The organism is Streptomyces sp. CA-142005, from assembly GCF_050942335.1.
Lineage (GTDB): Bacteria > Actinomycetota > Actinomycetes > Streptomycetales > Streptomycetaceae > Streptomyces.
The window spans coordinates 5,140,971-5,166,575 of sequence record NZ_CP192078.1; the positions used below are offsets into that span (position 1 = coordinate 5,140,971).

19 protein-coding genes are annotated in these 25,605 nt (G+C 69.0%); 12 read left to right on the forward strand and 7 right to left on the reverse strand.

The genetic code is table 11. From position 1 onward, the window contains the following. The first annotated feature begins 2 nt into the window (after positions 1 to 2). A complete protein-coding gene (locus tag ACQPXS_RS24185) occupies positions 3 to 1,034 on the forward strand; it encodes an alanine racemase (protein ID WP_351802866.1) in 1,032 nt (343 codons plus the stop codon). 81 nt (positions 1,035 to 1,115) lie between these two features. Here the strand turns inward: ACQPXS_RS24185 and ACQPXS_RS24190 are convergent, their stop codons facing one another. Both ACQPXS_RS24190 and ACQPXS_RS24195 read right to left on the reverse strand, forming a co-directional pair. Then, positions 1,116 to 2,660, reverse strand: a complete 1,545-nt coding sequence (locus ACQPXS_RS24190; RefSeq protein WP_433451353.1) for a glycosyltransferase family 87 protein — start codon at positions 2,658 to 2,660, stop codon at positions 1,116 to 1,118. A 129-nt stretch (positions 2,661 to 2,789) separates the two neighbouring features. Beyond that, positions 2,790 to 5,441, reverse strand: coding sequence for a transglycosylase domain-containing protein (locus ACQPXS_RS24195; RefSeq protein ID WP_433451354.1), 2,652 nt, complete (start codon positions 5,439 to 5,441; stop codon positions 2,790 to 2,792). Between the two features lie 383 nt (positions 5,442 to 5,824). Between ACQPXS_RS24195 and ACQPXS_RS24200 the strand changes: the two genes are divergently transcribed. The 4 genes from ACQPXS_RS24200 to ACQPXS_RS24215 all read left to right on the forward strand — a co-directional run bounded on the left by ACQPXS_RS24200 (position 5,825) and on the right by ACQPXS_RS24215 (position 9,582). After that, entirely contained in the window at positions 5,825 to 6,502 is a 678-nt protein-coding gene (locus ACQPXS_RS24200; protein ID WP_351802872.1) for a PadR family transcriptional regulator, read from the forward strand. 43 nt (positions 6,503 to 6,545) lie between these two features. Then, positions 6,546 to 7,628: an inositol-3-phosphate synthase gene (locus ACQPXS_RS24205; protein WP_055707474.1), complete on the forward strand. Its 1,083-nt coding sequence runs from the start codon at positions 6,546 to 6,548 to the stop codon at positions 7,626 to 7,628. A gap of 94 nt (positions 7,629 to 7,722) precedes the next feature. Then, a complete protein-coding gene (locus tag ACQPXS_RS24210; protein WP_433451355.1) occupies positions 7,723 to 8,985 on the forward strand; it encodes an MFS transporter in 1,263 nt (420 codons plus the stop codon). Between the two features lie 123 nt (positions 8,986 to 9,108). Next, positions 9,109 to 9,582: an LppU/SCO3897 family protein gene (locus tag ACQPXS_RS24215; RefSeq protein ID WP_351802876.1), complete on the forward strand. Its 474-nt coding sequence runs from the start codon at positions 9,109 to 9,111 to the stop codon at positions 9,580 to 9,582. Positions 9,583 to 9,692: 110 nt separating this feature from the next. Here ACQPXS_RS24215 and ACQPXS_RS24220 read toward each other — a convergent pair whose 3' ends face one another. Beyond that, positions 9,693 to 11,135 (reverse strand): CCA tRNA nucleotidyltransferase, encoded by a 1,443-nt coding sequence (locus ACQPXS_RS24220; RefSeq protein WP_433451357.1) that lies wholly within the window; start codon positions 11,133 to 11,135, stop codon positions 9,693 to 9,695. A 276-nt stretch (positions 11,136 to 11,411) separates the two neighbouring features. Here ACQPXS_RS24220 and ACQPXS_RS24225 point away from each other — a divergent pair, with 276 nt between their 5' ends. The 7 genes from ACQPXS_RS24225 (at position 11,412) to trxA (ending at position 21,286) form a co-directional block, all read left to right on the forward strand. Next, positions 11,412 to 13,793, forward strand: coding sequence for a DUF6049 family protein (locus ACQPXS_RS24225; RefSeq protein ID WP_433451358.1), 2,382 nt, complete (start codon positions 11,412 to 11,414; stop codon positions 13,791 to 13,793). Positions 13,794 to 13,838: 45 nt separating this feature from the next. Beyond that, complete coding sequence (gene murJ / locus ACQPXS_RS24230) at positions 13,839 to 16,199, forward strand: murein biosynthesis integral membrane protein MurJ (protein ID WP_433451359.1); 2,361 nt, start codon at positions 13,839 to 13,841, stop codon at positions 16,197 to 16,199. A 118-nt stretch (positions 16,200 to 16,317) separates the two neighbouring features. Next, entirely contained in the window at positions 16,318 to 18,018 is a 1,701-nt protein-coding gene (locus ACQPXS_RS24235) for a protein kinase family protein (protein ID WP_433451360.1), read from the forward strand. 22 nt (positions 18,019 to 18,040) lie between these two features. Next, positions 18,041 to 18,766 (forward strand): RNA polymerase sigma factor SigM, encoded by a 726-nt coding sequence (sigM, locus tag ACQPXS_RS24240; protein ID WP_433451361.1) that lies wholly within the window; start codon positions 18,041 to 18,043, stop codon positions 18,764 to 18,766. After that, positions 18,763 to 19,692, forward strand: a complete 930-nt coding sequence (locus tag ACQPXS_RS24245) for a hypothetical protein (protein ID WP_433451362.1) — start codon at positions 18,763 to 18,765, stop codon at positions 19,690 to 19,692. Before sigM ends, ACQPXS_RS24245 begins: the two co-directional genes overlap by 4 nt. 247 nt (positions 19,693 to 19,939) lie before the next feature. Next, the gene (trxB, locus tag ACQPXS_RS24250; RefSeq protein ID WP_433451363.1) at positions 19,940 to 20,911 is read left to right on the forward strand and encodes a thioredoxin-disulfide reductase; all 972 of its coding nucleotides are present in this window, start codon (positions 19,940 to 19,942) and stop codon (positions 20,909 to 20,911) included. A 45-nt stretch (positions 20,912 to 20,956) separates the two neighbouring features. Beyond that, on the forward strand, positions 20,957 to 21,286 hold the full coding sequence (gene trxA / locus ACQPXS_RS24255; protein WP_351802890.1) for a thioredoxin: 330 nt from the start codon (positions 20,957 to 20,959) through the stop codon (positions 21,284 to 21,286). 112 nt (positions 21,287 to 21,398) lie between these two features. On the opposite strand, the gene ACQPXS_RS24260 is transcribed toward trxA, so the two are convergent. From ACQPXS_RS24260 to rsmG, 4 genes are all read right to left on the reverse strand, one after another. Further along, entirely contained in the window at positions 21,399 to 22,016 is a 618-nt protein-coding gene (locus tag ACQPXS_RS24260) for a GNAT family N-acetyltransferase (RefSeq protein WP_356300817.1), read from the reverse strand. Between the two features lie 319 nt (positions 22,017 to 22,335). Then, positions 22,336 to 23,433: a ParB/RepB/Spo0J family partition protein gene (locus tag ACQPXS_RS24265; protein ID WP_433451365.1), complete on the reverse strand. Its 1,098-nt coding sequence runs from the start codon at positions 23,431 to 23,433 to the stop codon at positions 22,336 to 22,338. Then, positions 23,430 to 24,503 carry a ParA family protein gene (locus ACQPXS_RS24270; protein WP_351803198.1) on the reverse strand — a complete coding sequence of 358 codons (1,074 nt, stop codon included), beginning with the start codon at positions 24,501 to 24,503 and terminating at the stop codon, positions 23,430 to 23,432. Before ACQPXS_RS24270 ends, ACQPXS_RS24265 begins: the two co-directional genes overlap by 4 nt. 348 nt (positions 24,504 to 24,851) lie before the next feature. Further along, complete coding sequence (gene rsmG / locus ACQPXS_RS24275) at positions 24,852 to 25,568, reverse strand: 16S rRNA (guanine(527)-N(7))-methyltransferase RsmG (RefSeq protein WP_351802895.1); 717 nt, start codon at positions 25,566 to 25,568, stop codon at positions 24,852 to 24,854. Between the last annotated feature and the right edge of the window lie 37 nt (positions 25,569 to 25,605).

The following is a 25,605-nucleotide window of genomic DNA, read 5'->3' on the forward strand; positions in this document are numbered from 1 at the left end:
CCATGGCGCTCACGCTCTACGTCGACACCGCGCGCTGGCGGGCGCACCACAAGCACGTGCAGGAGCAGTTCCCGGGCCTCGTCCCGGTCTGCAAGGGCAACGGCTACGGCTTCGGGCACGAACGGCTGGCGGAGGAGGCCACGCGGCTGGGCGCGGATCTGCTCGCGGTCGGCACGACCTACGAGGCCGCGCGCATCAAGGACTACTTCGGTGGTGACCTGCTGGTGCTGACGCCGTACCGGCGTGGCGAGGAGCCGGTGCCGCTGCCCGACCGGGTGGTGCGCTCGGTGTCGTCGGTCGACGGCGTGTACGGCCTCGTCGGCGCGCGTGTCGTCATCGAGGTGATGTCCTCGATGAAGCGGCACGGCATCAGCGAGCAGGACCTGCCGCAGCTGCACCAGGCCATAGAGAACGTCCGGCTGGAGGGCTTCGCCATCCATCTGCCGCTGGACCGCACCGACGGCTCGGACGCCGTCGAGGAGGTCATCGGCTGGATGGACCGGCTGCGCGCGGCCCGGCTGCCGCTGCACACGATGTTCGTCAGCCACCTCAAGTCCGATGAACTCATCCGGCTCCAGCAGCAGTTCCCGCAGACCCGGTTCCGCGCCCGCATCGGCACGCGGCTGTGGCTGGGGGACCACGAGGCCACCGAGTACCGCGGTGCCGTCCTGGACGTCACGCGCGTCTCCAAGGGCGACCGGTTCGGCTACCGGCAGCAGAAGGCGGCCTCCGACGGCTTCCTGGTGGTCGTGGCGGGCGGTACGTCGCACGGGGTGGGCCTGGAGGCCCCGAAGGCCCTCCACGGCGTCATGCCGCGCGCCAAGGGCGTCGCACGGGCCGGCCTCGCCACGGTCAACCGGAACCTTTCTCCGTTCGTCTGGGGCGGCAAGCAGCGCTGGTTCGCCGAGCCGCCGCATATGCAGGTGTCGATCCTGTTCGTCCCCTCGGACGCCCCGGAGCCGAAGGTCGGCGACGAACTGGTGGCCCATCTGCGGCACACCACCACCCAGTTCGACCGGCTCGTGGACCACTGAGCCCGGCGCAGGTCAGCGAGAAGGCCGTACACGCACCCCGCGTGTACGGCCTTCTTCATGGGCTTCCGACGGCGCGTTCGCTCAGAGCGAACGGTCCTCGAGGTGCGGCCGTTCCGGCCTGCCCCAGTCCACCTGAGGTCCCTCGAAGTGGGCGGCGTGCCGCGGCGGATGGGCCGCCGCGCCGAGCACGAAGACGTCCTGTGCGCCGTCGAGCACCCCGCCCGAGGGGTCGTCGTCGCCGGAGCGGCGCACCACGTCGCGTTCCGGCATGAGGATGTCCCGTACGACGACGGCGCACAGGTAGAGCGTGCCGGCCAGGTGCAGCACGATCGCCCAGTGGTATCCCTGCGTCGGCAGACCTTTGTGGGCGTCGCCGCTGGTCGTGTAGGCGAGGTACATCCAGATGCCCAGGAAGTACGCCACCTCGCAGGCCTGCCAGATCAGGAAGTCGCGCCACTTGGGCCGGGCGAGGACCGCCAGCGGCACCAGCCACAGGACGTACTGCGGGGAGTAGACCTTGTTGGTGATGATGAAGGCCGCCACCAGCAGGAAGGCCAGCTGGGCGAAGCGCGGCCGGCGCGGCGCGGTGAACGCCAGCACGGCGATGCCGAGGAAGCACAGCACCACCAGCACCATCGCGGCGGTGTTCACAAAGCCCGTGCTCGGCGGGCTGCTGGAGTTCTGCGCCCAGATCAGCCAGAACGAGCCGAAGTCGACGCCCCGTTCCTGGCTGAACGTGTAGAACTTCGACCAGCCCTGGAAGGCGAAGAGCATCACCGGCAGGTTCACCAGGAGCCAGGCGATCACCGCGCCGCCCACGGCCTGGGCGTACTCCCGCCACTTGCCGGCCCGCCAGCACAGCACGAGCAGCGGGCCCAGCAGGAACACGGGGTAGAGCTTGGCGGCCGTGGCAAGGCCCAGGAGGACACCGAAGGCGACGGGACGGCTCCGGGACCACATGAGCATCGCGGCGGCCGTGAGCGCCACCGCCAGCAGGTCCCAGTTGATGGTCGCGGTGAGCAGGAAGGCGGGCGACAGGGCGACCAGCAGACCGTCCCAGGGGCGCCGACGGTGGGTGCGGGCCACGCAGACGGCGATGACGGCCGCGCACACCATCAGCATCCCGGCGTTGACGAACCAGTACCACTGCTCCTGGTGCTGGATGGTGCCGCTGTGCGGGGTCAGCCAGGACGCCACCTCCATGAACACACCGGTCAGCACGGGGTATTCGAGGTAGCCCATGCCGCCGGACATGTCGTCCGGGAGTCTGTCGAAGTACGGCACGAGGTGATCGGCGAATCCGCGGCCCTGGTAGAGGTGCGGGATGTCCGAGTAGCAGGCCTTGGTGTACTGACTGCTCGCGCCGAAGAACCAGGCGCTGTGGTAGCAGGGCGCCTTCTGGACCAGGCCGAGGGCGAACATGCCGATCGCCACGAGCGCGACGACCCGAACGGGGGTCCACCAGGAGATCCCGAGGAGGGCGCGCTGCCCCAGGGGACCGCCGATCAGCTCGCTGCCGGCCCGGGCGATCTCGTCCTCACTCGTCGGCCGCACCGGTTCCGCCGTGGCGGGCCGCACGGGCTCGGGCTCGCGCATGCTCGCGGGCGTCATCTCTGCACTGGGCATGGGGCACATCCTGCCGTACCTGTCTAGGAGAACGCCGAGGGCCGCCGCACCTGGTGGGTGCGACGGCCCATGTTTCACGTGAAACACCCTTGGCGGGCGATATGGTCGCCAACCGGTCAGACGCGATGGCTAACCGGTGGGACCGGCGAAGATGCCTCCGTTGCCGTTGCCCTTGGTACTGCCTCCGGTCCCGGACGTATCCGTGACGGTGGGCGTCGGCGAGGTGCCTCCGTCGGTGCCGCCCGTGTCCGTGCCTCCGGTGGTGTCGCACTTCCAGCCCCAGCCGTTGCACGACTGGCTCGCCGACGGTGAGGGCGACAGGGTCGTGTCACTGGGGGTCGGGCTCGGCGAGTCACCCGGCGTCTGGCTCGGCGTGATGGTGACGCTCGGGGTCGGGGACGGGGCACCCGCCTCGTCCTGGACCTTGCCGATCTCGGTGGCGTCCGGGAAGCCCGGGTCGTTGTCGCCCTTGAGCGCGACCTTCATGTATTCGGTCCACACCGACGTCGGGATGTCACCACCGTGGATCGACGCAACGCCGGCCGTTCCGTTCATGGACAGCAGCTCGTGGTCCTTCGGGTTCTCACGGAACATCGCCACCGACGTGGACAGCTGCTGGGTGTAGCCGACGAACCAGGCCGACTTGTTGCTGTCCGTGGTACCGGTCTTGCCGGCCGCCGTACGGCCCAGGGCCTTGGCGTTCTGACCCGTACCGTTCTGGATCACGTTCTGCAGGACGTCCGTGACGTTGTTCGCCACGTTCTCCGGCATCGCCGGGGTGACCTTCGGCTTGTCGAAGCCCTGCAGCTCCTGGCCGTCCTTCTTTACCTCGGTCACCGAGTACGGGTCCGCATGCTCACCGGACGCGGCGAAGGTGGAGTACGCGTCCGCCATACGGATCGCGCTCGGGGTCGAGGTACCGATAGCGAAGGACGGGTTGAGTGTGGAGAAGCTGTCCTTCAGGATGCCGGACGCCTGGGCGACGTCCCGCACCTTCGACATCCCCACATCCATACCGAGCTGGACGAACGGCGTGTTGATGGACTGCTCCATCGCCTTGCGCAGCGTGATGTAGCCCCACTTGTGGTCGCTCTCGTTGCGCTGGTAGAAGACCGAGCCGTCCTTCTTCAGAACCGGACTGCCGTCCTGGTTGAGCACCTTGAGGTGGTCGTTGCCGTTGTACTTGCTCAGCGGCGAAATGCCCTGCCCGTCCGACCTGTAGGTCCCGTACTGCATGGCCGCGGCAAGCACGAACGGCTTCCACGTCGAACCGACCGGGACACCGGAGGTGTCGGCGTTGTTCGTGAAGTGGCCGTTCTCGTAGCCGTCACCACCGTAGAGGGCGACGATCGCGCCGTCCTTCGGCTTCACCGATGCCGCGCCGAACTGGACGTACTTGTCCAGGTCGCGGTGCTTCGGGTCGAGACGCTCCTTCTGGATCTTCTTCACTGCCTCGGCCAGCTTGTTGACCTTGTCCTTCTGGAAGGTCGTGTGGATCTGGTAACCGCCTTGGTCGAACTGCGCCTCGGTGATGTCGGAGTGGGCGAGGACGTACTTCTTCGCCGTGTCCGCCAGGTAGCTGATCTGGCCGGTCATGCCCTTGGCGGCCTTACGGCCGTCGGGCATGGGGTACTGCGCGATGGCCTTCTGGTAGTCGGCGTCGCTGAGGTGATGATCGTTGTGCATCTGCTCGAGGATCCACTTCCAGCGTGCCTGCGAGCGCTGCGTGTTGGCCTTCTGGGTCGCCGACTGGTCGAGGTCCGCGTTGCCCGCCGGGTCGAAGTACGTCGGGCCCTTGAGCAGCGCCGCGAGCACCGCGCACTGGCTCGGCGTGAGATCCACCGCGTCCTTGCCGTAGTACGTCTGCGCGGCGGCCTGGATGCCGTACGCACCCCGGCCGAAGTACGAGGTGTTCAGGTAGCCCTGCAGGATCTGCCTCTTGTCGAGCTTCGTCCCCACCTTGATGGAGATGAACATCTCCTTGAACTTACGGGTGAGGGTCTGCTGCTGGCTCAGGTACGTGTTCTTCACGTACTGCTGGGTGATCGTCGAGCCACCCTGGGTCTGGCCACCCCGCGCCATGTTGGCCACGGCGCGCAGGATGCCCATGGGGTCGACGCCCGAGTCCTGGTAGAAGCTCTTGTTCTCGGCCGAGATCACGGCCCACTGCATCGCGTCGGGAATCTGGTCGATGCTGACGTTCTGCCGGTTGACGCCCGTGCCCGTGGCCACCATCTGCTTGCCGTCAGCCCAGTAGTACACGTTGTTCTGGGACTTGGCGGCGTCGTTCTCGTTGGGGATCGAGACCATCGCGTAGCTGACGCCGACCAGCGCCACCAGGCTTCCGAGGAAGCCGATGAAGAGCCCGGAGACGAGCTTCCAGGAGGGCGTCCAGCGGCGCCAGCCGTACTTCCCGGCCCGGGGATAGTCGATCAACCGCTTCTTGCCGGGAGCGGTCGACGCACGGCCTCTGCCGCGCCCGGGACCGTTCGGGCCGCCAGGGGCGCCGCGCCGGCCGCCCGGGCCCGCGTCGGCGCCTCTGCGGCGAGTGCCTCTCTGCGCCGCACGGCGGGCCTCGGCACGGCCGCCGTAGGGACGCTCTTCACCTCCCGGAGCGCTGGAACCCGACCCATAGGAACTGGACCCATAGGAGTCGGATGGGGACCCGGTGGCGCCTCGCGGTGCCGCACGGCGACCGGAGGACGAGCCGGGCTGGCCGCGTCGGGCCGCGGCACGTCCGCCTCCCTGCGGCTGCGGCGGTTTGCGACGGTGCTCGCTCATCGAACGACTACTCCTCGGGCAGGCGCACCCGTGCGCGCCTGGAACGGCGGCTGTTTTCCGGTCCCCCCGAAGTACGGATGTGGTCGGTTCCGCATTCACCCGTACTGCACCGGGGACGACGACGCTCCCCAGGCGGCACTTGGTTCCCGGTGCTGTGCATGCCGCACAGACTACGCACCGCCAAAACCCACCGAGCCCCGAAGTTCACCCCAAAACAGGCAACCTGCCTCGTATGAATCGGTGATGTGACCCCGTTCACCACCGTCCCTCTTGTCGCCTGCGGACGGCCGTTCTATCGTCGTGATGTATCGAGTCGATACATCAGCGCGAGATAAAGACGCCGAGAAGCGCTGCGAGACCCGCGGGACCGAGAGGAGGCGACGATGAGCCGACGTGCCGGCATCCTCGAGTTCGCCGTGCTCGGCCTGCTGCGCGAGTCCCCGATGCACGGCTATGAGCTGCGCAAACGACTCAATACGTCCCTGGGGGTGTTCCGGGCGTTCAGCTACGGGACCCTGTATCCCTGCCTCAAGACGCTGGTCGCCAACGGCTGGTTGATCGAGGAGCCGGGCAGCACCCACGAGGACGCCGTTCCTCTCGCCGGACGCCGAGCGAAGATCGTGTACCGATTGACGGCAGAAGGTAAGGAGCACTTCGAGCAGCTGCTCTCGCAGACCGGCCCCGACGCGTACGAGGACGAGCACTTCGCCGCACGCTTCGCCTTCTTCGGGCAGACCTCGCGCGATGTGCGCATGCGCGTGCTGGAGGGCCGGCGCAGCCGCCTGGAGGAGCGTCTGGAGAAGATGCGGGCCTCCCTGGCGCGCACGCGGGAGCGCCTCGACGACTACACACTTGAGCTCCAGCGCCACGGGATGGAGTCCGTGGAGCGCGAAGTGCGCTGGCTGAACGAGCTCATCGAGAGCGAGCGGGCCGGGCGGGACCTCAAGGGTTCCGCGTCCGGGGGGTCCGCTCAGCAGGACACCACCACTGGATCGACGGGCGGCCTGCCCCGTCCCGGGGACACCCCCCGGACGGATACGCCCGGCGACACCGCCACGTGAGACCCACTCAGGGCCTCACTCGTACACACAGGGAGCAACCGGAATGGGTTCGGTTCGCGTAGCCATCGTCGGCGTGGGCAACTGCGCCGCGTCGCTGGTGCAGGGAGTCGAGTACTACAAGGACGCCGACCCGGCGTCGAAGGTCCCCGGCCTGATGCACGTGCAGTTCGGTGACTACCACGTGCGCGACATCGAGTTCGTCGCCGCGTTCGACGTCGACGCCAAGAAGGTCGGCCTCGACCTCGCGGACGCGATCGGCGCCTCCGAGAACAACACCATCAAGATCTGCGACGTGCCCAGCACCGGTGTCACCGTGCAGCGCGGCCACACCCTCGACGGCCTCGGCAAGTACTACCGCCAGACCATCGAGGAGTCGGACGCCGAGCCGGTCGACGTCGTCCAGGTCCTGAAGGACAAGCAGGTCGACGTCCTGGTCTGCTACCTGCCCGTGGGCTCCGAGGACGCTGCGAAGTTCTACGCCCAGTGCGCCATCGACGCCAAGGTCGCCTTCGTCAACGCCCTCCCGGTCTTCATCGCCGGCACCAAGGAGTGGGCGGACAAGTTCACCGAGGCCGGTGTGCCGATCGTCGGTGACGACATCAAGTCCCAGGTCGGCGCCACCATCACGCACCGCGTCATGGCGAAGCTGTTCGAGGACCGCGGTGTCATCCTCGACCGCACGATGCAGCTGAACGTCGGCGGCAACATGGACTTCAAGAACATGCTCGAGCGCGAGCGCCTGGAGTCCAAGAAGATCTCCAAGACGCAGGCCGTCACCTCCCAGATCCCCGACCGGGACCTCGGCGAGAAGAACGTCCACATCGGCCCGTCCGACTACGTGGCCTGGCTCGACGACCGCAAGTGGGCCTACGTCCGCCTCGAGGGCCGCGCCTTCGGTGACGTCCCGCTGAACCTGGAGTACAAGCTCGAGGTCTGGGACTCCCCGAACTCCGCGGGTGTCATCATCGACGCCCTGCGCGCCGCGAAGATCGCCAAGGACCGTGGCATCGGCGGCCCGATCCTGTCGGCGTCCTCCTACTTCATGAAGTCCCCGCCGGTCCAGTACTTCGACGACGAGGCCCGCGAGAACGTCGAGAAGTTCATCCGCGGCGAGGTCGAGCGCTAGCTCGACGAGGCGCACGAGAACGCTCCTGCCAGGGCTGTGAAGGTCCCCGGGTTCCCTGACCCGGGGACCTTCCGCATGTGTGAGGCTGTGCCCCATGCCCGTCGTCCGTGACCTGCGCGTCCTGTTGCGCCTGCGGTACTTCCGACGCCTGCTCTCCATCCGTCTGCTGTCCCAGGGCGCCGACGGCGTCTACCAGGTCGCGCTCGCCGCGTACGTCGTCTTCTCCCCGGAGAAACAGACCTCGGCCACCGCCGTCGCCTCGGCGATGGCGGTCCTGCTGCTCCCCTATTCGCTGGTCGGCCCGTTCGCGGGCGTCCTGCTGGACCGCTGGCGCCGCCGGCAGGTCTTCGTCCACGGCAATCTGCTGCGCGCCCTGCTGGCCGCGGTCACCGCCGTGCTGATGGTCAGCCAGGTCCCGGACTGGCTCTTCTACGTCTCGGCGCTGTGCGTCACGGCCGTCAACCGCTTCGTCCTCGCCGGTCTGTCCGCGTCCCTGCCCCGGGTGGTGGACGCCGAGCGCCTGGTGCTCGCCAACTCCCTGTCCCCGACGGCGGGAACACTCGCCGCGACCGCGGGCGGCGGTCTTGCCTTCGCCGTACGGCTCGTGGCGTCCGGCTCCGACGCGGCGGTGGTACTCCTCGGCGCCTTCCTCTATCTGTGCGCCGGCCTGGCATCCCTGACCATGCCTCCCACGCTCCTCGGTCCCGACCGGCAGCAGGCACGGCCCCGCATGGCCACCGCCCTCACCGAGACGGCTCGCGAGCTCGGCGCGGCCGTCCGTCATCTGGCCGCGCCGCAGCGCAGGGAAGCCGCAGGGGCGCTTGCCGCGATGACCCTGATGCGTTTCTGCTACGGCGCGCTCCTCGTCCTCCTGCTGATGCTGTGCCGGTACGCCCTGTCCGCGAGTCCCGAGGACGGGCTCCGGCTGCTCGGCCTGGCTCTGGCGCTGTCGGGTGCGGGATTCTTCGCGGCGGCCGCGGTGACGCCGTGGGCGGCGGGACGCCTCGGTCCGGGGCGCTGGATCGTGGTGTGCTCCGGCGCCGCCGCCGTGCTGGAGCCCGCCCTCGGCCTCCCCTTCGCGACCGGTCCCCTCTTGGTCGCGGCCTTCGTCCTGGGGCTGATCACCCAGGGGGCGAAGATCTCCACGGACACGATCGTCCAGGCCGCCGTCGACGACGGCTTCCGCGGTCGGATCTTCTCCGTGTACGACGTGCTGTTCAACGTGGCCTTCGTCGGGGCGGCCGGAGTGGCGGCCCTGATGCTGCCGCCGGACGGACGCTCGGTCGCGCTGGTCGTCACCGTCGCCGTCATCTACGGGGCAGTTGCTGGGGCTATGGCCCGCTTTGAACGCCGGTGAGTGTCACATCAAAGCCACAGAGTCCCCTTCAGCTTCAGGAGTGTCAGTGGACGCCGGTAACTTACCTGCGTCTTATGCGCTTCTTATGCGAGCGCTCAGCAACTCCTTTAGGGGGACCCCCGAGTGACCACCACGCCACCCCAGGGCCAACAGCCGTACGGCCAGCCCCAGGCGCCGTACCCGCCCCAGGACGGCTACCCGCAACAGCCGGGCCAGCCCGGCTTCCCCCAGCAGGGCACGGCACCCTATGCGCCGGTGCCTCCTCAGCGGCCGAAGCGCGGCGTCAGGCAGTACCTGCGCATAGCCGGCATCATCGTCGGCCTCATCGTCATCGCCGGCGGCTGGTACTTCAACAACAGCGACGACGCCAAGAAGCTCGCTGTCGGCGACTGCCTGACGAACAAGGGAAGCGACAGCGACCCGGAGATCGAGCAGCTGGACTGCGGCAACTCGAAGGCGGACTACAAGGTGCTCAAGAAGGACGGCAGCACCAGCGTCGCCCAGCTCGCCTGCCAGTCGGTCAAGGGAACGACCGCGGCCCTCGAGTGGAAGGAAGGCAGCGACTCGTTCGTTCTCTGCCTGGGAGACAACAAGTAGCGCTCGAATGTGCGGAGGGGCGATGTTTCACGTGAAACATCGCCCCTCCGTTGCACTCGGTCCGGGCCGGTGTTTCACGTGAAACATCGCCGAACCCGGCCCGGCAGAGATCAGCTCTGCTCGGCCCACCAGTCCTTGAGAGCCGCCACCGCCGCGTCATGCTCCATCGGACCGTTCTCCAGACGCAGCTCCAGCATGTGCTTGTACGCCTTGCCGACGACAGGGCCCGGGCCGACACCCAGGATGTCCATGATCTGGTTGCCGTCGAGGTCCGGGCGGATCGCGTCCAGCTCCTCCTGCTCCTTCAGCTGAGCGATGCGCTCCTCCAGGCCGTCGTAGGCCCGGGACAGCGCGGCCGCCTTGCGTTTGTTGCGGGTGGTGCAGTCCGAGCGGGTCAGCTTGTGCAGGCGGTCCAGCAGCGGGCCCGCGTCACGGACGTAGCGGCGCACCGCCGAGTCCGTCCACTCCCCGGTGCCGTAGCCGTGGAAGCGCAGGTGAAGTTCGACCAGTCGTGAGACGTCCTTCACCAGCTCGTTGGAGTACTTCAAGGCGGTCATGCGCTTCTTGGTCATCTTGGCGCCGACCACCTCGTGGTGATGGAACGAGACCCGGCCGTCCTTCTCGAAGCGGCGCGTGCGGGGCTTGCCGATGTCGTGCAGCAGCGCGGCCAGCCGCAGTGTGAGGTCGGGGCCCTCCTGCTCCAGCGCGATCGCCTGCTCCAGGACGATCAGCGTGTGGTCGTAGACGTCCTTGTGCCGGTGGTGCTCGTCCCGCTCCAGCCGCAGCGCCGGCAGCTCGGGCAGCACATGGTCGGCGAGCCCGGTGTCGACGAGCAGGGCCAGCCCCTTGCGGGGGTGCGCGGACAGGATCAGCTTGTTCAGTTCGTCCCGGACCCGCTCGGCCGAGACGATCTCGATGCGTCCGGCCATCTCCGTCATCGCGGTGACGACCTCGGGGGCGACCTCGAAGTCCAGCTGGGCGGCGAACCGGGCGGCCCGCATCATCCGCAGTGGATCGTCCGAGAAGGACTCCTCGGGCGTGCCCGGCGTCTGCAGCACGCGGGCCGCGAGATCCTCCAGGCCTCCGTGCGGGTCGATGAACTCCTTCTCCGGCAGTGCCACGGCCATTGCGTTGACCGTGAAATCCCGGCGGACCAGATCCTCCTCGATGGAGTCGCCGTACGACACCTCGGGCTTGCGCGAGGTGCGGTCGTAGGCCTCCGACCGGTAGGTGGTGATCTCGATCTGGTAGCCGTCCTTGTGTGCGCCGACGGTGCCGAAGGCGATACCGACCTCCCAGACGGCGTCCGCCCAGGGACGGACGATCTTCAGAACGTCCTCGGGGCGGGCGTCGGTCGTGAAGTCCAGGTCGTTGCCGAGCCGGCCGAGCAGCGCGTCGCGCACCGACCCGCCGACCAGGGCGAGTGAGAACCCTGCCTCCTGGAATCGGCGGGCGAGATCGTCGGCGACGGGGGCCACCCGCAGCAGCTCGGCGACCGCGCGCTGCTGCGCCTGGCTCAGGGCAGAGGGAGTGTCTTCGTTGGGGTTCGGCACAACAGAAGAGGGTACGTGCCCCGGCGACCAGGGGCGCCCTCCATTTGGCCGAGGACGGCCGGCCGGCGCAGGCCGCGGACAGCTCCCTTCATACCCGGCGTAAGCGCAGTCCTCGCGGCGTACGGAAGCTCTCCCCTCGATACTGGATATAGAGGACGGGACGCCGGTGTTCTTCGATCTTGTGACGTAGACCGCGGCACTTCCCCTCAGCGCGCATCGTTACCATGCGTGGACGCACATTCCGACGACCACTGACGACGAGGGACGGGCGAGCGCGTGGCCGAGGCGGCTGAATTCCAGGGGACCAGTGCCTCACCTGCCCGCCGGTGGCTGCGACGCGCCGGCGGGCTGCTCGCTGGTGCGCCGCTGCTGGCCGGGCTGCTCCAGCTGCCCGCCGCGGCGCCCGCCCAGGCCGCCTCCTCGGACACGGTGTCCGTCGCCCTGGACTCACTGACCCCCAGCGCCCCCACCGACGGGGACACGCTGACCGTGTCGGGCACCGTGACCAACAACGGCAAGCAGACCGTCACCGGCGCCCACGTGGACCTGCGGGTGGGCTCCATGCTGACCACCCGCTCGGGGATCGACTCCGTCACCCAGCACTCCGACGACCTGACCGGCGGAACCGGTGCCGAGGTCGGCGGGAAGTACGCGGCGAAGTTCGCCAAGCTGTCCCCGGGCGTCGCGGAGCACTTCAGCATCTCCGTCCCCGTGGACAAGCTCGACCTCGGCGACGACGGCGTCTACGAGTTCGGTGTCTCCCTCTCCGGCAAGACCGCCGCCCAGCCCTGGGACCAGATGCTCGGCATCCAGCGGACGTTCCTGCCGTGGCAGCCGTCCGAGGCCGACACCAAGACGAAGACGACGTATCTGTGGCCGCTGATCTCCACGGTCCACATGACGGCCAAGACGGGCGCAGGCGAGCTCCAGACGCCGGTGTTCCGCAACGACGACCTGGCCAAGGAACTCGCGCCCGGCGGCCGACTGGCCCGGATGGTGGATCTGGGCAAGGACCTGGACGTCACCTGGGTGATCGACCCCGATCTACTGGCCTCGGTGGACGCCATGGCGACCGGCAACTACCGGCTGCCGGGTGGCGGGGGCACCACCAAGCCCGGCCCGAAGGAGCACCAGGCGCTCGCCAAGCAATGGCTGGCCGGCCTGCAGAAGGCGGTGACGGGCAAGGAGGTCGTCGCGCTGCCCTTCGCCGACCCGGACCTGGCGTCCCTTGCGCACAACGGCACCAGCGTCACCGGCTCGCTCAGCCACCTCAAGGACGCCACCGACGTCGCCGCCACCACCGTCAAAACCGTGCTCCACGTCACACCGAGCACCGACTTCGCCTGGCCGGCGGAGGGCGCCGTGGACCCGGCGATCATGAAGGTCGCGACCTCCGCCGGCGCCGACCGCGTGATCGCCCGCAGCGACAGCCTCCAGGAGACCGCCGGGCTGCCGTACACGCCCTCCGCCGCCCGCCCGGTCGGCGGCGGCACCACGGCGGTGGTCTCCGACGCCCGGCTGTCCACGGCCTTCGAGGGCAACCTGACGAAGGCGGACTCCGCCACGCTCGCCGTGCAGGAGTTCCTGGCGCAGAGCCTCGAGGTGAACGCGCAGACGGACAAGCAGCGCAGCATCGTGATCGCTCCGCAGCGCATGCCCACCGCGAGCCAGGCCCAGGCGATGGCGGCGGCGCTGAAGGCGCTCCAGGGCGGGAACTGGTCCGAGTCCCAGGACCTCTCCGCGGCGGCCAAGGACAAGCCGGACCCGAACGCCACCACGCGCATCCCGTCGGGGTCCGCCTACCCCTCCTCGCTGCGCTCGCAGGAACTGCCGCGGACGGCCTTCGAGCAGATCGCGCGCACCCAGGACAAGCTCGACAGCTTCCAGGTGATCCTCTCCGACCAGTCCCGGGTCGTCACGCCGTTCGGGCGGGCCATAAACCGTGAGATGTCCACGTCGTGGGGCGGCAGGAGCGGCAACGCGCAGAGCTACCGCGACGGCGTGGAGGGGTGGCTCGACGAGCTGGCCGACCAGGTCAAGCTCATCGACAAGTCGGAGACCAAGCTCTCCGGACGCAGCGCCACCATCCCGGTGACCGTCCAGAACAACCTCGTCCAGCCGGTCGGCCATCTGGTCCTGCGCCTGACCTCGACCATGCCGACCCGTCTGAAGATCGGCGGCAAGGCCTATTCCGAGGAGCGGGTGGAGATCTCCGGCGGGCACAGCCAGTCCGTGAAGTTCACCACGTCGGCCAACGCCAACGGCCGGGTCACGGTGATCGCCCAGCTGTACACCGAGGACGGCCAGAAGTACGGCGACGCCGTCAGCTTCGATGTGAAGGTCACCGAGATCACCCCCACGGTGATGCTGGTCATCGGCGGCGGTGTGCTCCTTCTCGTCCTGGCCGGTTTCCGGATGTACACCCAGCGCAAGCGCGCATCCGCCCGTCAGACGGAGGAGAACGGACCCGTCGCGGACGAGCAGTCCGCCGACGAGCCCGGGAACCCCGACGCCCCCGCAGACCGTCTCCCGGAGGAACTGGAGGATTCCGGCTCTCCGACCGGGGCAGACGACCCGGAGCACGCGAGTGACCCCGCTCCGGACACCGCACCGGAAAGCCCCGACCCGTCCGGGACGGGTGAGAGAGTGGACCGTTGAGCGATGTCGTGGCCGGTGGGCCAGGGACGATGAGGTGGGGTAAGCATGAACGCGCCGTACGACGGTGATCGCGGCCAGGGCGCGGCCGGCTCGGGTTACCCCGGGACGCCGCAGGAGCCCGGCCAGGTGCCGCCGCAGCAGGCGGCCGACATGTACCTCCAGGACGCCTACGACCAGGACTCCTACCGGGGGCACGACCTCGCCGCCCAGGACCCGGTCGCCGAGGCGCTCTACGACCGCGCCGCGCACCCGCCGCCCCCTCAGGTCAGCCAAGGGCAGCAGCCGCTCTACGGACAGCCCGCGCAGTCGCCGTACGCGCCCGACCCGCGGATGTGGGCACAGACGCCGGCGCCGGAGCCGGACCGTGCGGCCCCGTACCTGCCGTACGGCGACGACCCGCGCACGACCCAGTTCGTGGGCAGCGACGACCTGGTCGCGCACTCGGGCGAGGAGTACCAGGAGCCGGACGCCTTCGCGCATCTCTTCAAGGACCAGCAGCACAGCGGTGGGCACGCGCCCATGGATCCGCCTGGCTTCTCCCAGCCGGCCGCCGCTCCGGGCACCGGGTACGGCCCCGTCGGCCAGTACCCGCCCGCGCCTGGCCAGGGCGCCCAGCAGGGCAACCCGTACGCCGGGGCGCCCTACCAGGCTGCCCCGGGGAACCCGGCGCAGCCGCCGGTGCCCGCCCCGGCCGCGGCGCCGGATCCCGCCGGTCCGTACCGGGACGCGGAACCGGAGCCGGCTCCCGCAGCTTCCGCCGCGCCCGCGAAGAAGGGCGGCAAGGCCGCCGGGCTGCTGAAGTCCAGTGCTGTGATGGCGGCGGGCACGATGGTCTCCCGTCTGACCGGTTTCATCCGTTCCGCGCTGATCGCCGCGGCACTCGGCCTCGGCTTCCTGGCCGACTCCTTCCAGGTTGCCTACCAGCTGCCGACGATGATCTACATCCTCACCGTCGGCGGCGGCCTCAACTCCGTCTTCGTGCCGCAGCTGGTGCGCTCGATGAAGGAGGACGAGGACGGCGGCGAGGCCTTCGCGAACCGCCTGCTGACCCTGGTGATGGTGGCGCTGGCCGCGCTCACCGGCCTCGCGATGTTCGCCGCGCCGCTCCTGGTGCGAGCGCTGTCGCCCACCATCGCCGGCGCCCCGGCCGCCAACGACGTGGCGGTCACCTTCACGCGCTACTTCCTGCCCTCGATCTTCTTCATGGGCATCCATGTGGTGATGGGTCAGATCCTCAACGCACGCGGCAAGTTCGGCGCGATGATGTGGACTCCGGTCCTGAACAACATCGTCATCATCGTGTCCCTCGGCGCGTTCATCTGGGTCTACGGCACCGCCTCACACTCCGGCTTGAGCGTCAGGAACATCCCGCCGGAGGGCCAGCGCCTGCTCGGCATCGGTGTGCTGCTGGGCCTGGTCGTCCAGGCGCTGGCGATGATCCCCTACCTGCGCGACACGGGCTTCCGGATCCGGCTGCGGTTCGACTGGCGCGGCCACGGCCTGGGCAAGGCCGCGATGCTCGCCAAGTGGACGATCCTGTTCGTCCTCGCCAACCAGGTGGGCGCCATGGTCGTGACGCAGCTCTCCACCGCGGCCGGCGACGCCTCCGGCATCAAGGGCGCCGGCTTCGCCGCCTACGCCAACGCCCAGCTGATCTGGGGTCTGCCGCAGGCCATCATCACGGTGTCCCTGATGGCCGCCCTGCTGCCGCGCATCTCCCGCTCGGCCGCCGAGGGCGACGGCGGTGCCGTCCGCGACGACATCTCCCAGGGGCTGCGGACGACGGCGGTCGCCATCGTCCCCATCGCCTTCGGCTTCGTCGCGCTCGGCATCCCGATGTGCACGCTGATCTTCGGTTCCGCGGGCACCGGTGCCGCCACCAACATGGGCTACATGCTGATGGCCTTCGGCCTCGGCCTGATCCCGTACTCGGTGCAGTACGTCGTTCTGCGCGCCTTCTACGCCTACGAAGACACCCGCACGCCGTTCTACAACACCGTGATCGTGGCGGCCGTCAACGCGAGCGCTTCCGGGCTCTGCTACCTCCTGCTGCCGGCCCGCTGGGCTGTCGCGGGCATGGCCGCCGCGTACGGCCTCGCGTACGCCATCGGCGTCGGTGTCGCCTGGCAGCGGCTGCGCAAGCGGCTCGGCGGCGACCTGGACGGCGCACGGGTGCTGCGCACCTACGCGCGCCTCGGCATCGCCTCGGTACCGGCGGCCCTGCTCAGCGGCGCGGCCTGCTACGGCATCGGGCACACCCTCGGCCAGGGGGTCGTCGGCTCCTTCGCCGCACTCATCGTCGGCGGCGCCGTCCTGTTCGGCATCTTCTTCGTCGCCGCCCGGCGAATGCGCATCGAGGAACTCAACTCGCTCGTGGGTATGGTCCGCGGGCGTCTGGGCCGCTGAGGCGGGGGTAGTCGCACAACCATCGTCCGCCGCCGCGTGTCGTGCATAGCGGCGGACTGTGGGCACAATTGGTTTCGGCGTCGGACAGCGTGCAACGGATGGGGAGGCAGGGACGACGGTGGCGGAACGGAGCACAGCTGCCGTCGACGTGGCAGACAACAGCGGCGAGCAGCCGCTGACCGCCAAGGCGGACCAGTCCACGGCCGACGGGGTGGCCAAGAACCCGGAGCGGGACACGGACAGTGACGAGGCACAGGAGAGCGGCGGTATCGAGGGCTCCGGACAGAAGGCCTCACCTCCCGAACTGCACAGCGGTCACAAGCTCGCCAGACGCTACCGACTGGAGGAGTGCGTCACCCGTCTGGACGGATTCAGCAGCTGGCGTGCGGTCGACGAGAAACTCCGTCGTGCCGTCGGCGTCCACATCCTGCCCGCGGGGCACGTGCGGGCCCGTTCCGTCCTCGCCGCCGCCCGTTCCTCCGCGCTGCTCGGCGACCCCCGTTTCGTCCAGGTCCTCGACGCCGTCGAGGAGAACGACCTCGTCTACGTCGTGCACGAGTGGCTGCCCGACGCCACCGAGCTGACCACGCTTCTCACGAACGGCCCGCTGGAGCCGCACGACGCCTACCAGATGGTCAGTCAGGTCGCCTCCGCCATGGCCGCCGCGCACCGCGAAGGCCTCGCCCATCTCCGGCTCAACCCGAACGCCGTCCTGCGCGCCTCGACCGGCCAGTGGCGCATCCGGGGCCTCGCCGTGAACGCCGCGCTGCGCGGCATCACCTCGGACACCCCGCAGCGCACCGACACCGAGGCGATCGGCGCCCTGCTGTACGCGGCGCTCACCCAGCGCTGGCCGTACGAGAGCGACGCCTACGGCCTGTCCGGGCTGCCCAAGGGCGTCGGCCTCATCGCACCGGACCAGGTGCGGGCCGGTGTGCACCGAGGCCTGTCCGAGCTGTCCATGCGCGCACTCGCCAACGATGGGGCCACCGCCTCCCGTCACGAGGCCCCGTGCACCACGCCGGAGGAGCTGGTGAAGGCGATCGGCGAGATGCCGCGCATCCGCCCGCCGGAGCCGGCCTTCACGGCCCCGCCGGAGTACCAGCGCACGACCTACCAGCAGGGCACGTACGGCCGCCCGGCGCCGCACCCCGGCGCGGCCCAGCCGATGACGACCCCGCCACCGCCGCTGCAGAGCCGTACCGGCAAGGTGCTGAAGTGGGCGGTGTCCGCACTCCTCATTGCCGCCCTCGGTCTGGGCAGCTGGCAGTTGGCGGACGCGCTGATGGACCAGAGCGGCAAGTCCGACGACACCAACAAGAGCCAGACGACGGACGACGGCGACAAGGGGTCGAAGGCTGCGGCTTCTGGCAAGCCGATCGCCATCCAGAAGGCGCGCGACTTCGACCCGTTCAGCGCGGACCACTCCGAGAAGCCCGCGGATGTGGGAAAGGTCTTCGACAACAGCCCGTCCACCTTCTGGCAGACGGACTTCTATCTCAGCCCCAAGTTCGGAAACCTGAAGCCGGGCGTCGGGGTCATCCTCGATCTGGGCAAGGTCCAGCAGGTCGGAAAGGCAACGGTCACCTTCCTGGGGGACACCTCGGTCGAGCTGCGTGCCGCGAGCGCGGACACCGGATCGCAACCGACTTCGTTCGACGCCTACGGCAAGGTCGCCAGCGGCTCGGGCACGACGGTGGTACTCAAGCCCGACAAGCCCCTGAAGACCCGGTACCTCCTGGTGTGGCTGACCGAGCTGCCCTCGGACGGGGCGGGCCAGTGGCGGGGCAGAGTGGCGGACGTCAAGGTGACCAGCTGAGGTCTCCACCCGGGAGGGGCAGATGGCGGAGGGCGCCGGATACGACCGGGTGAGCGACAAGGATCTCCTCGCCCGTCATGTGGAAGGCGATCCCGATGCCTTCGGTGAGATCGTGCGGCGGCATCGGGACCGGCTCTGGGCGGTGGCGCTGCGGACGCTGGGCGACCGCGAGGAGGCCGCCGACGCGGTCCAGGACGCCCTGGTGTCGGCCTACCGGGCCGCCCATACCTTCCGGGGCCAGTCGGCCGTCACGACCTGGCTGCACCGGATCACGGTGAACGCCTGCCTGGACCGCGCCCGCAAGGCGGCCTCACGGAAGACCGCTCCCGTCGACGACGCCGAGCGACTGGAACAGTTGCTGGAACCGCACGAGTCGGCCTCGGCGCCGGCCGAACGCAACGATGTCCAGCGCCAGCTCTTCGAAGCGCTCGGCACTCTCCCGCACGACCAGCGGGCCGCCCTGGTCCTGGTGGACATGCAGGGGTATCCCGTGGCCGAGGCCGCACGGATCCTCGATGTGCCCACGGGCACCGTGAAGAGCCGGTGTGCCCGGGGCAGAGCCCGGCTACTGCCTCTCCTGACGCATCTACGGCCCGAAGGCTCCGGAAGCGGAAAAGAACCCGACGCGGGACGGAACCGGGTGGAGGGGACATCCGTCCCACCGGCAACGGGGGCTCCGAGTGGAAGCTCTGAGGACACGGGACCGAGCGATTCAGCCGTAGTGAAGGGCGGAGGTGGGCGAGCGTGACTTCCACGACAGACACGGCCGGGCACCCGGACGTCGCGGAGATCTCCGACCTCACCGAAGGCCTTCTGCCTCCGGACCGCAGCGCGGATGTACGGCGCCATCTGGAGACGTGTGAGCTGTGCGCGGACGTGCAGGTCTCGCTGGAGGAGATCCGGGGCCTGCTGGGGTCCGCATCAGGAGCGGAGCGCATGCCGGCCGACGTGGCCGAGCGCATCGACGCCGCGCTGGCCGCCGAGGCACTGCTCAGCGCCTCCGCTCCGGAACCGCTCAGCGCCCATGTCTCCCCGGAGACCGAGCTGAGGCTTGGCGGCGGGCAGGGTCATGTTTCACGTGAAACATCTCTTCCCTCGGACCGGCCCGGCGGCCGTCCTCAGGCGGCGACCGGTCCAGGACGCAAGGGGCAGGAGCGGGGACGCCGCCGGAGGCGAGTGGTCCTGGGGGCTGTCCTGACCGCGGCTGTCCTGGGGGTGGGGTCACTGGTGCTGCAGTCACTCGTTGATCACTCCTCCGACACCACCACCGCCCATGGAAAGCCGACCCCTTCCGTCGGCCCGTTCTCCGGCGCGAGCGTCCAGAGCCAGGTGAAGGACCTACTCACCGACAAGAAGAGCGGGCAGCAGGGCCAGCGGCCTCGATCGGGCATCGATTCCGGGCAGGACACTCCCAAGCCGACCGAGAGCGCCAACACCCTGATCCAGACCGACGTCGCCGTCCCCGACTGTGTCCGGGCGGCGCTCCACCGGGGCGACGACGTCCTGGGCGCCAAGACAGGAACGTACGACGGGAAGTCCGCCTACCTGGTAGTGGTGCCCGACGCCGCCGACAGCGCACGAGTCACGGTCTACATCGTCGACGCGGCCTGTATCGGACAGCAGCCTGGCTCCGCAGGGACGGTTCTTCTGAAGCATTCCTTCGCTCGCCCGTGAGCGTGTCTGTCTCTGAGTGCGCCGCTCTCCGAGCACGGCCATCCCTGTGTGCGCCCATCGCTGAGCGCGCCCGTCGCTGAGGGCGCCGCCCCTGAATCGACCGGGCCGCTCCCGCCGTCACCCGACGCATGCGTGTGCCCCGGCACAGCGGGAATGCGGGCCCCGTAGGATCCGTTGGGTGGGGTGAGAGTTCTGAAAGGGGCTCCCACCGGTCGACTGACGCAGACCAGAGACGAGGAATCAAGCCGTGAGCGACGTCCGTAACGTGATCATCATCGGCTCCGGGCCCGCAGGCTACACGGCGGCGCTCTACACCGCCCGCGCCTCGCTGAAGCCCCTGGTGTTCGAAGGCGCCGTCACCGCCGGTGGCGCCCTGATGACCACCACCGAGGTCGAGAACTTCCCGGGCTTCCGCGACGGCATCATGGGCCCCGAGCTCATGGACAACATGCGGGCGCAGGCCGAGCGCTTCGGCGCCGAGCTCATCCCGGACGACATCGTCTCCGTTGACCTCGCCGGTGAGATCAAGACCGTGACCGACACCGCGGGCACGGTCCACAAGGCGAAGGCCATCATCGTCGCCACCGGCTCGCAGCACCGCAAGCTGGGCCTGCCGAACGAGGACGCGCTGTCCGGTCGCGGTGTCTCCTGGTGCGCGACCTGCGACGGGTTCTTCTTCAAGGACCAGGACATCGCCGTGATCGGTGGCGGTGACACCGCGATGGAGGAGGCCACCTTCCTCTCGCGGTTCGCCAAGTCCGTGACGATCGTCCACCGCCGGGACACGCTGCGCGCCTCGAAGGCGATGCAGGAGCGCGCGTTCGGCGACCCGAAGATCAAGTTCGTGTGGGACAGCGAGGTCGCCGAGATCCAGGGCGAGCAGAAGCTCTCCGGTCTGAAGCTGCGCAACGTCAAGACCGGCGAGCTGTCGGAGCTGCCCGTGACCGGTCTGTTCATCGCGATCGGCCATGACCCGCGTACCGAGCTGTTCAAGGGTCAGCTGGACCTGGACGAGGAGGGCTACCTGAAGGTCGCCTCTCCGTCCACCCGGACCAATGTGACCGGTGTCTTCGCCGCCGGTGACGTGGTGGACCACACCTACCGCCAGGCGATCACCGCGGCCGGCACCGGCTGCTCCTCCGCTCTGGACGCCGAGCGCTTCCTCTCCGCCCTCGCGGACGAGGACAAGGCGGAGCCCGAGAAGACCGCCGCCGTCTGACTTTCCCCTTCCTCCCTGCCCCACCGCATGATCAAGGAGCCCGCTGTGGCCAACCTGAAGAACGTGACCGACGCTTCCTTCGACGAGGACGTCCTCAAGAGCGACAAGCCCGTCCTGGTGGACTTCTGGGCCGCCTGGTGCGGTCCGTGCCGCCAGATCGCCCCGTCCCTCGAGGCCATCGCCGCCGAGTACGGCGACAAGATCGAGGTCGTCAAGCTGAACATCGACGAGAACCCGGGTACGGCCGCCAAGTACGGCGTCATGTCGATCCCGACCCTGAACGTCTACCAGGGTGGCGAGGTCGCCAAGACCATCGTCGGTGCCAAGCCGAAGGCCGCGATCGTTCGCGACCTCGAAGAGTTCATCGCTGAGTAAGGCGAGAACCGAGCGGCGCCGTCCGAGCGGCGGTGCATGTTTCACGTGAAACACGAATGGGCCAACCCCCGAGGGTTGGCCCATTCGCTTATGTCCCTCCGCTGATCAGCGGCTACAGCGGCCTCAGCGCCGGCTCCTTCTGGACCGCTCCCAGAAGCCGGTCGAGTGCCATCTCCACGTCTTCCTTCCAGGAGAGCGTCGACCGCAGCTCCAGCCGCAGCCGGGGATGCGTGGGGTGCTGCCGCACCGTTTTGAAGCCGACGGCCAGAAGATGTTCCGCGGGGAGCAGGCAGGCGGGTTCCTTCCAGCGGGCGTCACCGAAGGCCTCGATCGCCTTGAAGCCTCGGCGCAGCAGATCCTTGGCGACCGTCTGCACGAGTACTCGGCCAAGCCCCTGCCCTTGATAGCCGGGCATGATGAACGCCGTCATCAGCTGTACGGCGTCGGGCGAGACGGGACTCGTGGGAAAGGCCGTCGAGCGCGGGACATAGGCTGGAGGGGCGTACAGAACGAATCCCACTGGTACGTCATCGACGTACACCACCCGTCCACACGAACCCCAGTCCAGCAGAACGGCGGAGATCCAGGCTTCCTTCTCCAGTGCCGAGGTGCCCGCCCTTACCGCCGCTTCGCCGCTGACGGGATCCAGTTCCCAGAAGACACACGACCGACAGCGTTGGGGAAGGTCCTGAAGGTTGTCCAGCGTGAGCGGCACGAGCCGACGCCCCATGAAGGCTGTTCCTCGCTTCCTTCGCCCGCCGCACCACGCGCGGCTGTCAGAGTGCTCCGCTGCCTGAGCAGGCTGCCGACGAATCCGCCGACCGCTCCAAGGCTCAGGCCCGCGCTCACCAGTCCGGTGCGGCTCATCGATCGCATGGCCCTGTCTCCCCACTCAGAGATGCAGATGCTGTCCGGTGGATGTGCCATACCCGTTCGCATCGTATCCACGATGTGATTCGCTCGATACCGCCTCAAAGCAAAGAGCGGGCCGTGTTCCGGTACACACCGGACACGGCCCGCTCTTGTGTGGCCGAGTTGGAGGGCCGGGATCAGTCGTCTTCGTCGTCCGCCGCGTTCTGCAGCTCCTGGTGCAGTACCGGCCCCTCGTCCGGGGCGAGCGTGCTCAGGATCCGCTGAAGATCGTCCACCGAGGCGAACTCGACGGTGATCTTGCCCTTCTTCTGGCCGAGGTCGACCTTTACCCGCGTTTCGAAGCGGTCCGACAGACGGGTCGCCAGCTCGTTCAGGGCCGGGGACATCCGGGAGCCGGCGCGCGGCCCCTTGGCACGCTGGGGCTTCTGGGGCCGCGAACCCATGAGGGTCACGATCTCCTCGACGGCTCGCACCGACAGCCCCTCGGCCACGATGCGGTGGGCCAGCCGGTCCTGCTCCTCGGAGTCCTCGATGGACAACAGGGCCCGGGCATGCCCGGCGGAGAGGACACCGGCAGCCACGCGCTTCTGGACGGCCGGCGAGAGCTTCAGCAGACGCAGCGTGTTGGACACCTGAGGCCGGGAGCGCCCGATCCGGTCGGCCAGCTGGTCGTGCGTGCAGTTGAAGTCCTTGAGCAGCTGGTCGTAGGCGGCCGCCTCTTCCAGCGGGTTCAGCTGCGCGCGGTGCAGGTTCTCCAACAACGCGTCCAGGAGGAGTTTCTCGTCCTCCGTGGCCCGGACGATCGCCGGGATGGCCTCCAGGCCGGCCTCGCGGCAGGCACGCCAGCGGCGCTCGCCCATGATGAGCTCGTAGCGGGCGGGCCCCAGCTGCCGGACGACGACGGGCTGGAGGAGACCGACCTCCTTGATGGAGGTGACGAGCTCCTGGAGCGCGTCCTCGTCGAAGACATCACGCGGCTGGCGCGGGTTGGGCGAAATCGCGTCGAGAGGAATCTCGGCGAAGTGCGCGCCCATCGGGGCAGCCGGCGTCTCCGTGACGGGGCTTGCGGGGAGCTCCTCGGTTTCATGTGAAACAGGCGGCAGCGTGGCCACCTTCGCCGCGGCAACCCCGCGGTCGGTCGTCAGCGCCGGGACGGCCGCAGGGGAGGCGGAGACTCCACCACCCAGCGCGGCCGGGGCCGGGGTCTTCTCCGTCGGGGCAGCGGGGATCAGTGCGCCTAGACCACGGCCCAGCCCCCTCCGTCGCTCGCTCACTGGATCCCCTCCACCATGCTCGGGTCGTTCTGGGCGCCGATGTGGGCCTGGCTCGCGTCATAGCTGATGCCGATGCCCTTCAGCGCAATTTCTCGGGCCGCCTCAAGATACGAGAGGGCACCGCTCGATCCAGGATCGTAAGTCAGTACCGTCTGCCCGTAACTCGGCGCCTCGGAGATACGGACCGAGCGGGGAATGCTTGTCCGCAGCACCTCGTCGCCGAAGTGGGTGCGCACCTCGTCCGCGACCTGGGAGGCGAGACGCGTCCGGCCGTCGTACATGGTGAGCAGGATGGTCGACACATGCAGCGCGGGGTTGAGGTGCCCCCGTACCAGGTCGACGTTGCGCAGCAGCTGCCCCAGACCCTCGAGTGCGTAGTACTCGCACTGGATCGGGATGAGGACCTCCTGGCCCGCCACCAGCGCGTTGACCGTCAACAGGCCGAGCGAGGGCGGGCAGTCGATGAGGATGTAGTCCAAGGGCTGTTCATAAGCCTGGATCGCCCGCTCCAGCCGGCTCTCACGGGCCACCAGGGACACCAACTCGATCTCCGCACCGGCGAGATCGATGGTGGCGGGGGCACAGAAGAGACCCTCTACGTCGGGGACCGGCTGGACGACCTCGGCAAGAGGCTTGCTCTCTACCAACACGTCGTAGATCGAAGGAACTTCGGCGTGGTGGTCGATCCCGAGGGCGGTGGACGCATTGCCCTGCGGGTCGAGGTCGATCACCAGGACACGGCCGCCGTGCAGAGCCAGCGAAGCGGCAAGGTTGACGGTGGTCGTCGTCTTGCCCACGCCACCCTTCTGGTTGGCGACCACGATGACTCTGGTCTGCTCCGGTCGGGGCAGACCTTCGCCGGCGCGGCCCAGAGCCTCTACCGCCAGTTGGGCCGCACGACCGATCGGAGTGTCGTCCATCGGAGGCGGTGTTTCACGTGAAACATCCGCCCCCATCGACTCGGTACGGGGACCGGGGACCGGATCGGTCATCGGTCCCGCGATGTTGGCGTCGGACCGCAAGGATTCACTCTCCTCGACTTCAGGCTCGCAATGAACAGAGCCTCCCATGCCTTCGGGGTCGTGAACCAGTGAGGCCTGGTGTTCTGTGGAGAAATCCACCTCTGTGGACAACTCCGTGCCCCTGGAGAGGGACGGAGTGCCATGGGAGAGGGGATCCTCCGCCAGGGAACCGAGGGGCTTGCGGTCACGAGGTTCGGCCGCAGCGCGGCCGCGACTGATGATGCCGTGGAGAAGTGAGCGACGTTTCACGTGAAACACGATGCACAGCGGCGGCGACCGGACCTTCGCGACACTCCGACCTGCATAGGTTTGGCAGCTTGTGTGGAGTACGTCTCGTCCTCGGGACGGATACGAGACGCTCCTGCTGCTACCCGCTGATCCCGCTCCTGCCCCTGCTCAGCGGCGACGGCGGGCCCGGCCCGTCCGGGCCGCCTTGGCCCGCTTGGCCGCGAACCGCACGCCGCCCGGGCTCTCTCCAACCTCGACCCGAACCACCGTGGACAACGGGTCCACGATGCCCTCACCCACATGCAGGATCGACGTCTCCACCGCGCCGAGCTTGCTGAGTGCCGTGGACGCGGCCTTCAGCTCCTCCTCGGCGGTGTCTCCCTTCAGCGCGAGCATCTCGCCGTAGGGGCGCAGCAGCGGGATGCCCCAGGCGGCCAGGCGATCCAGCGGGGCCACGGCCCGGGCGGTCACCACATGGACCGGCGGCAGCTTGCCCAGGACCTCCTCGGCCCGGCCCCGCACCACCGTGACGTGATCCAGGCCGAGCAGCTCGACGACCTCGGTGAGGAAGTTGGTGCGCCGCAGCAGCGGCTCCAGCAGGGTGATGTTCAGGTCGTCCCGGACCAGGGCCAGCGGGATACCGGGCAGACCGGCACCGGAGCCGACATCGCAGACCGTCACGCCCTCGGGGACGGCCTCGGAGAGCACCGCGCAGTTCAGCAGGTGCCGCTCCCACAGGCGGGGCACCTCCCGCGGGCCGATGAGGCCACGCTGCACGCCGGCCTCGGCGAGCAGCTCCGCGTAGCGGACCGCATCGGCGAAGCGATCACCAAAAACTTCCCGCGCCTGCTCGGGCGCGGGGGGAAGCTCCGCTGCCTCCGTCACGGGGACCGTCCTTCCGTACAGCGCCGGCGCTTCGCGC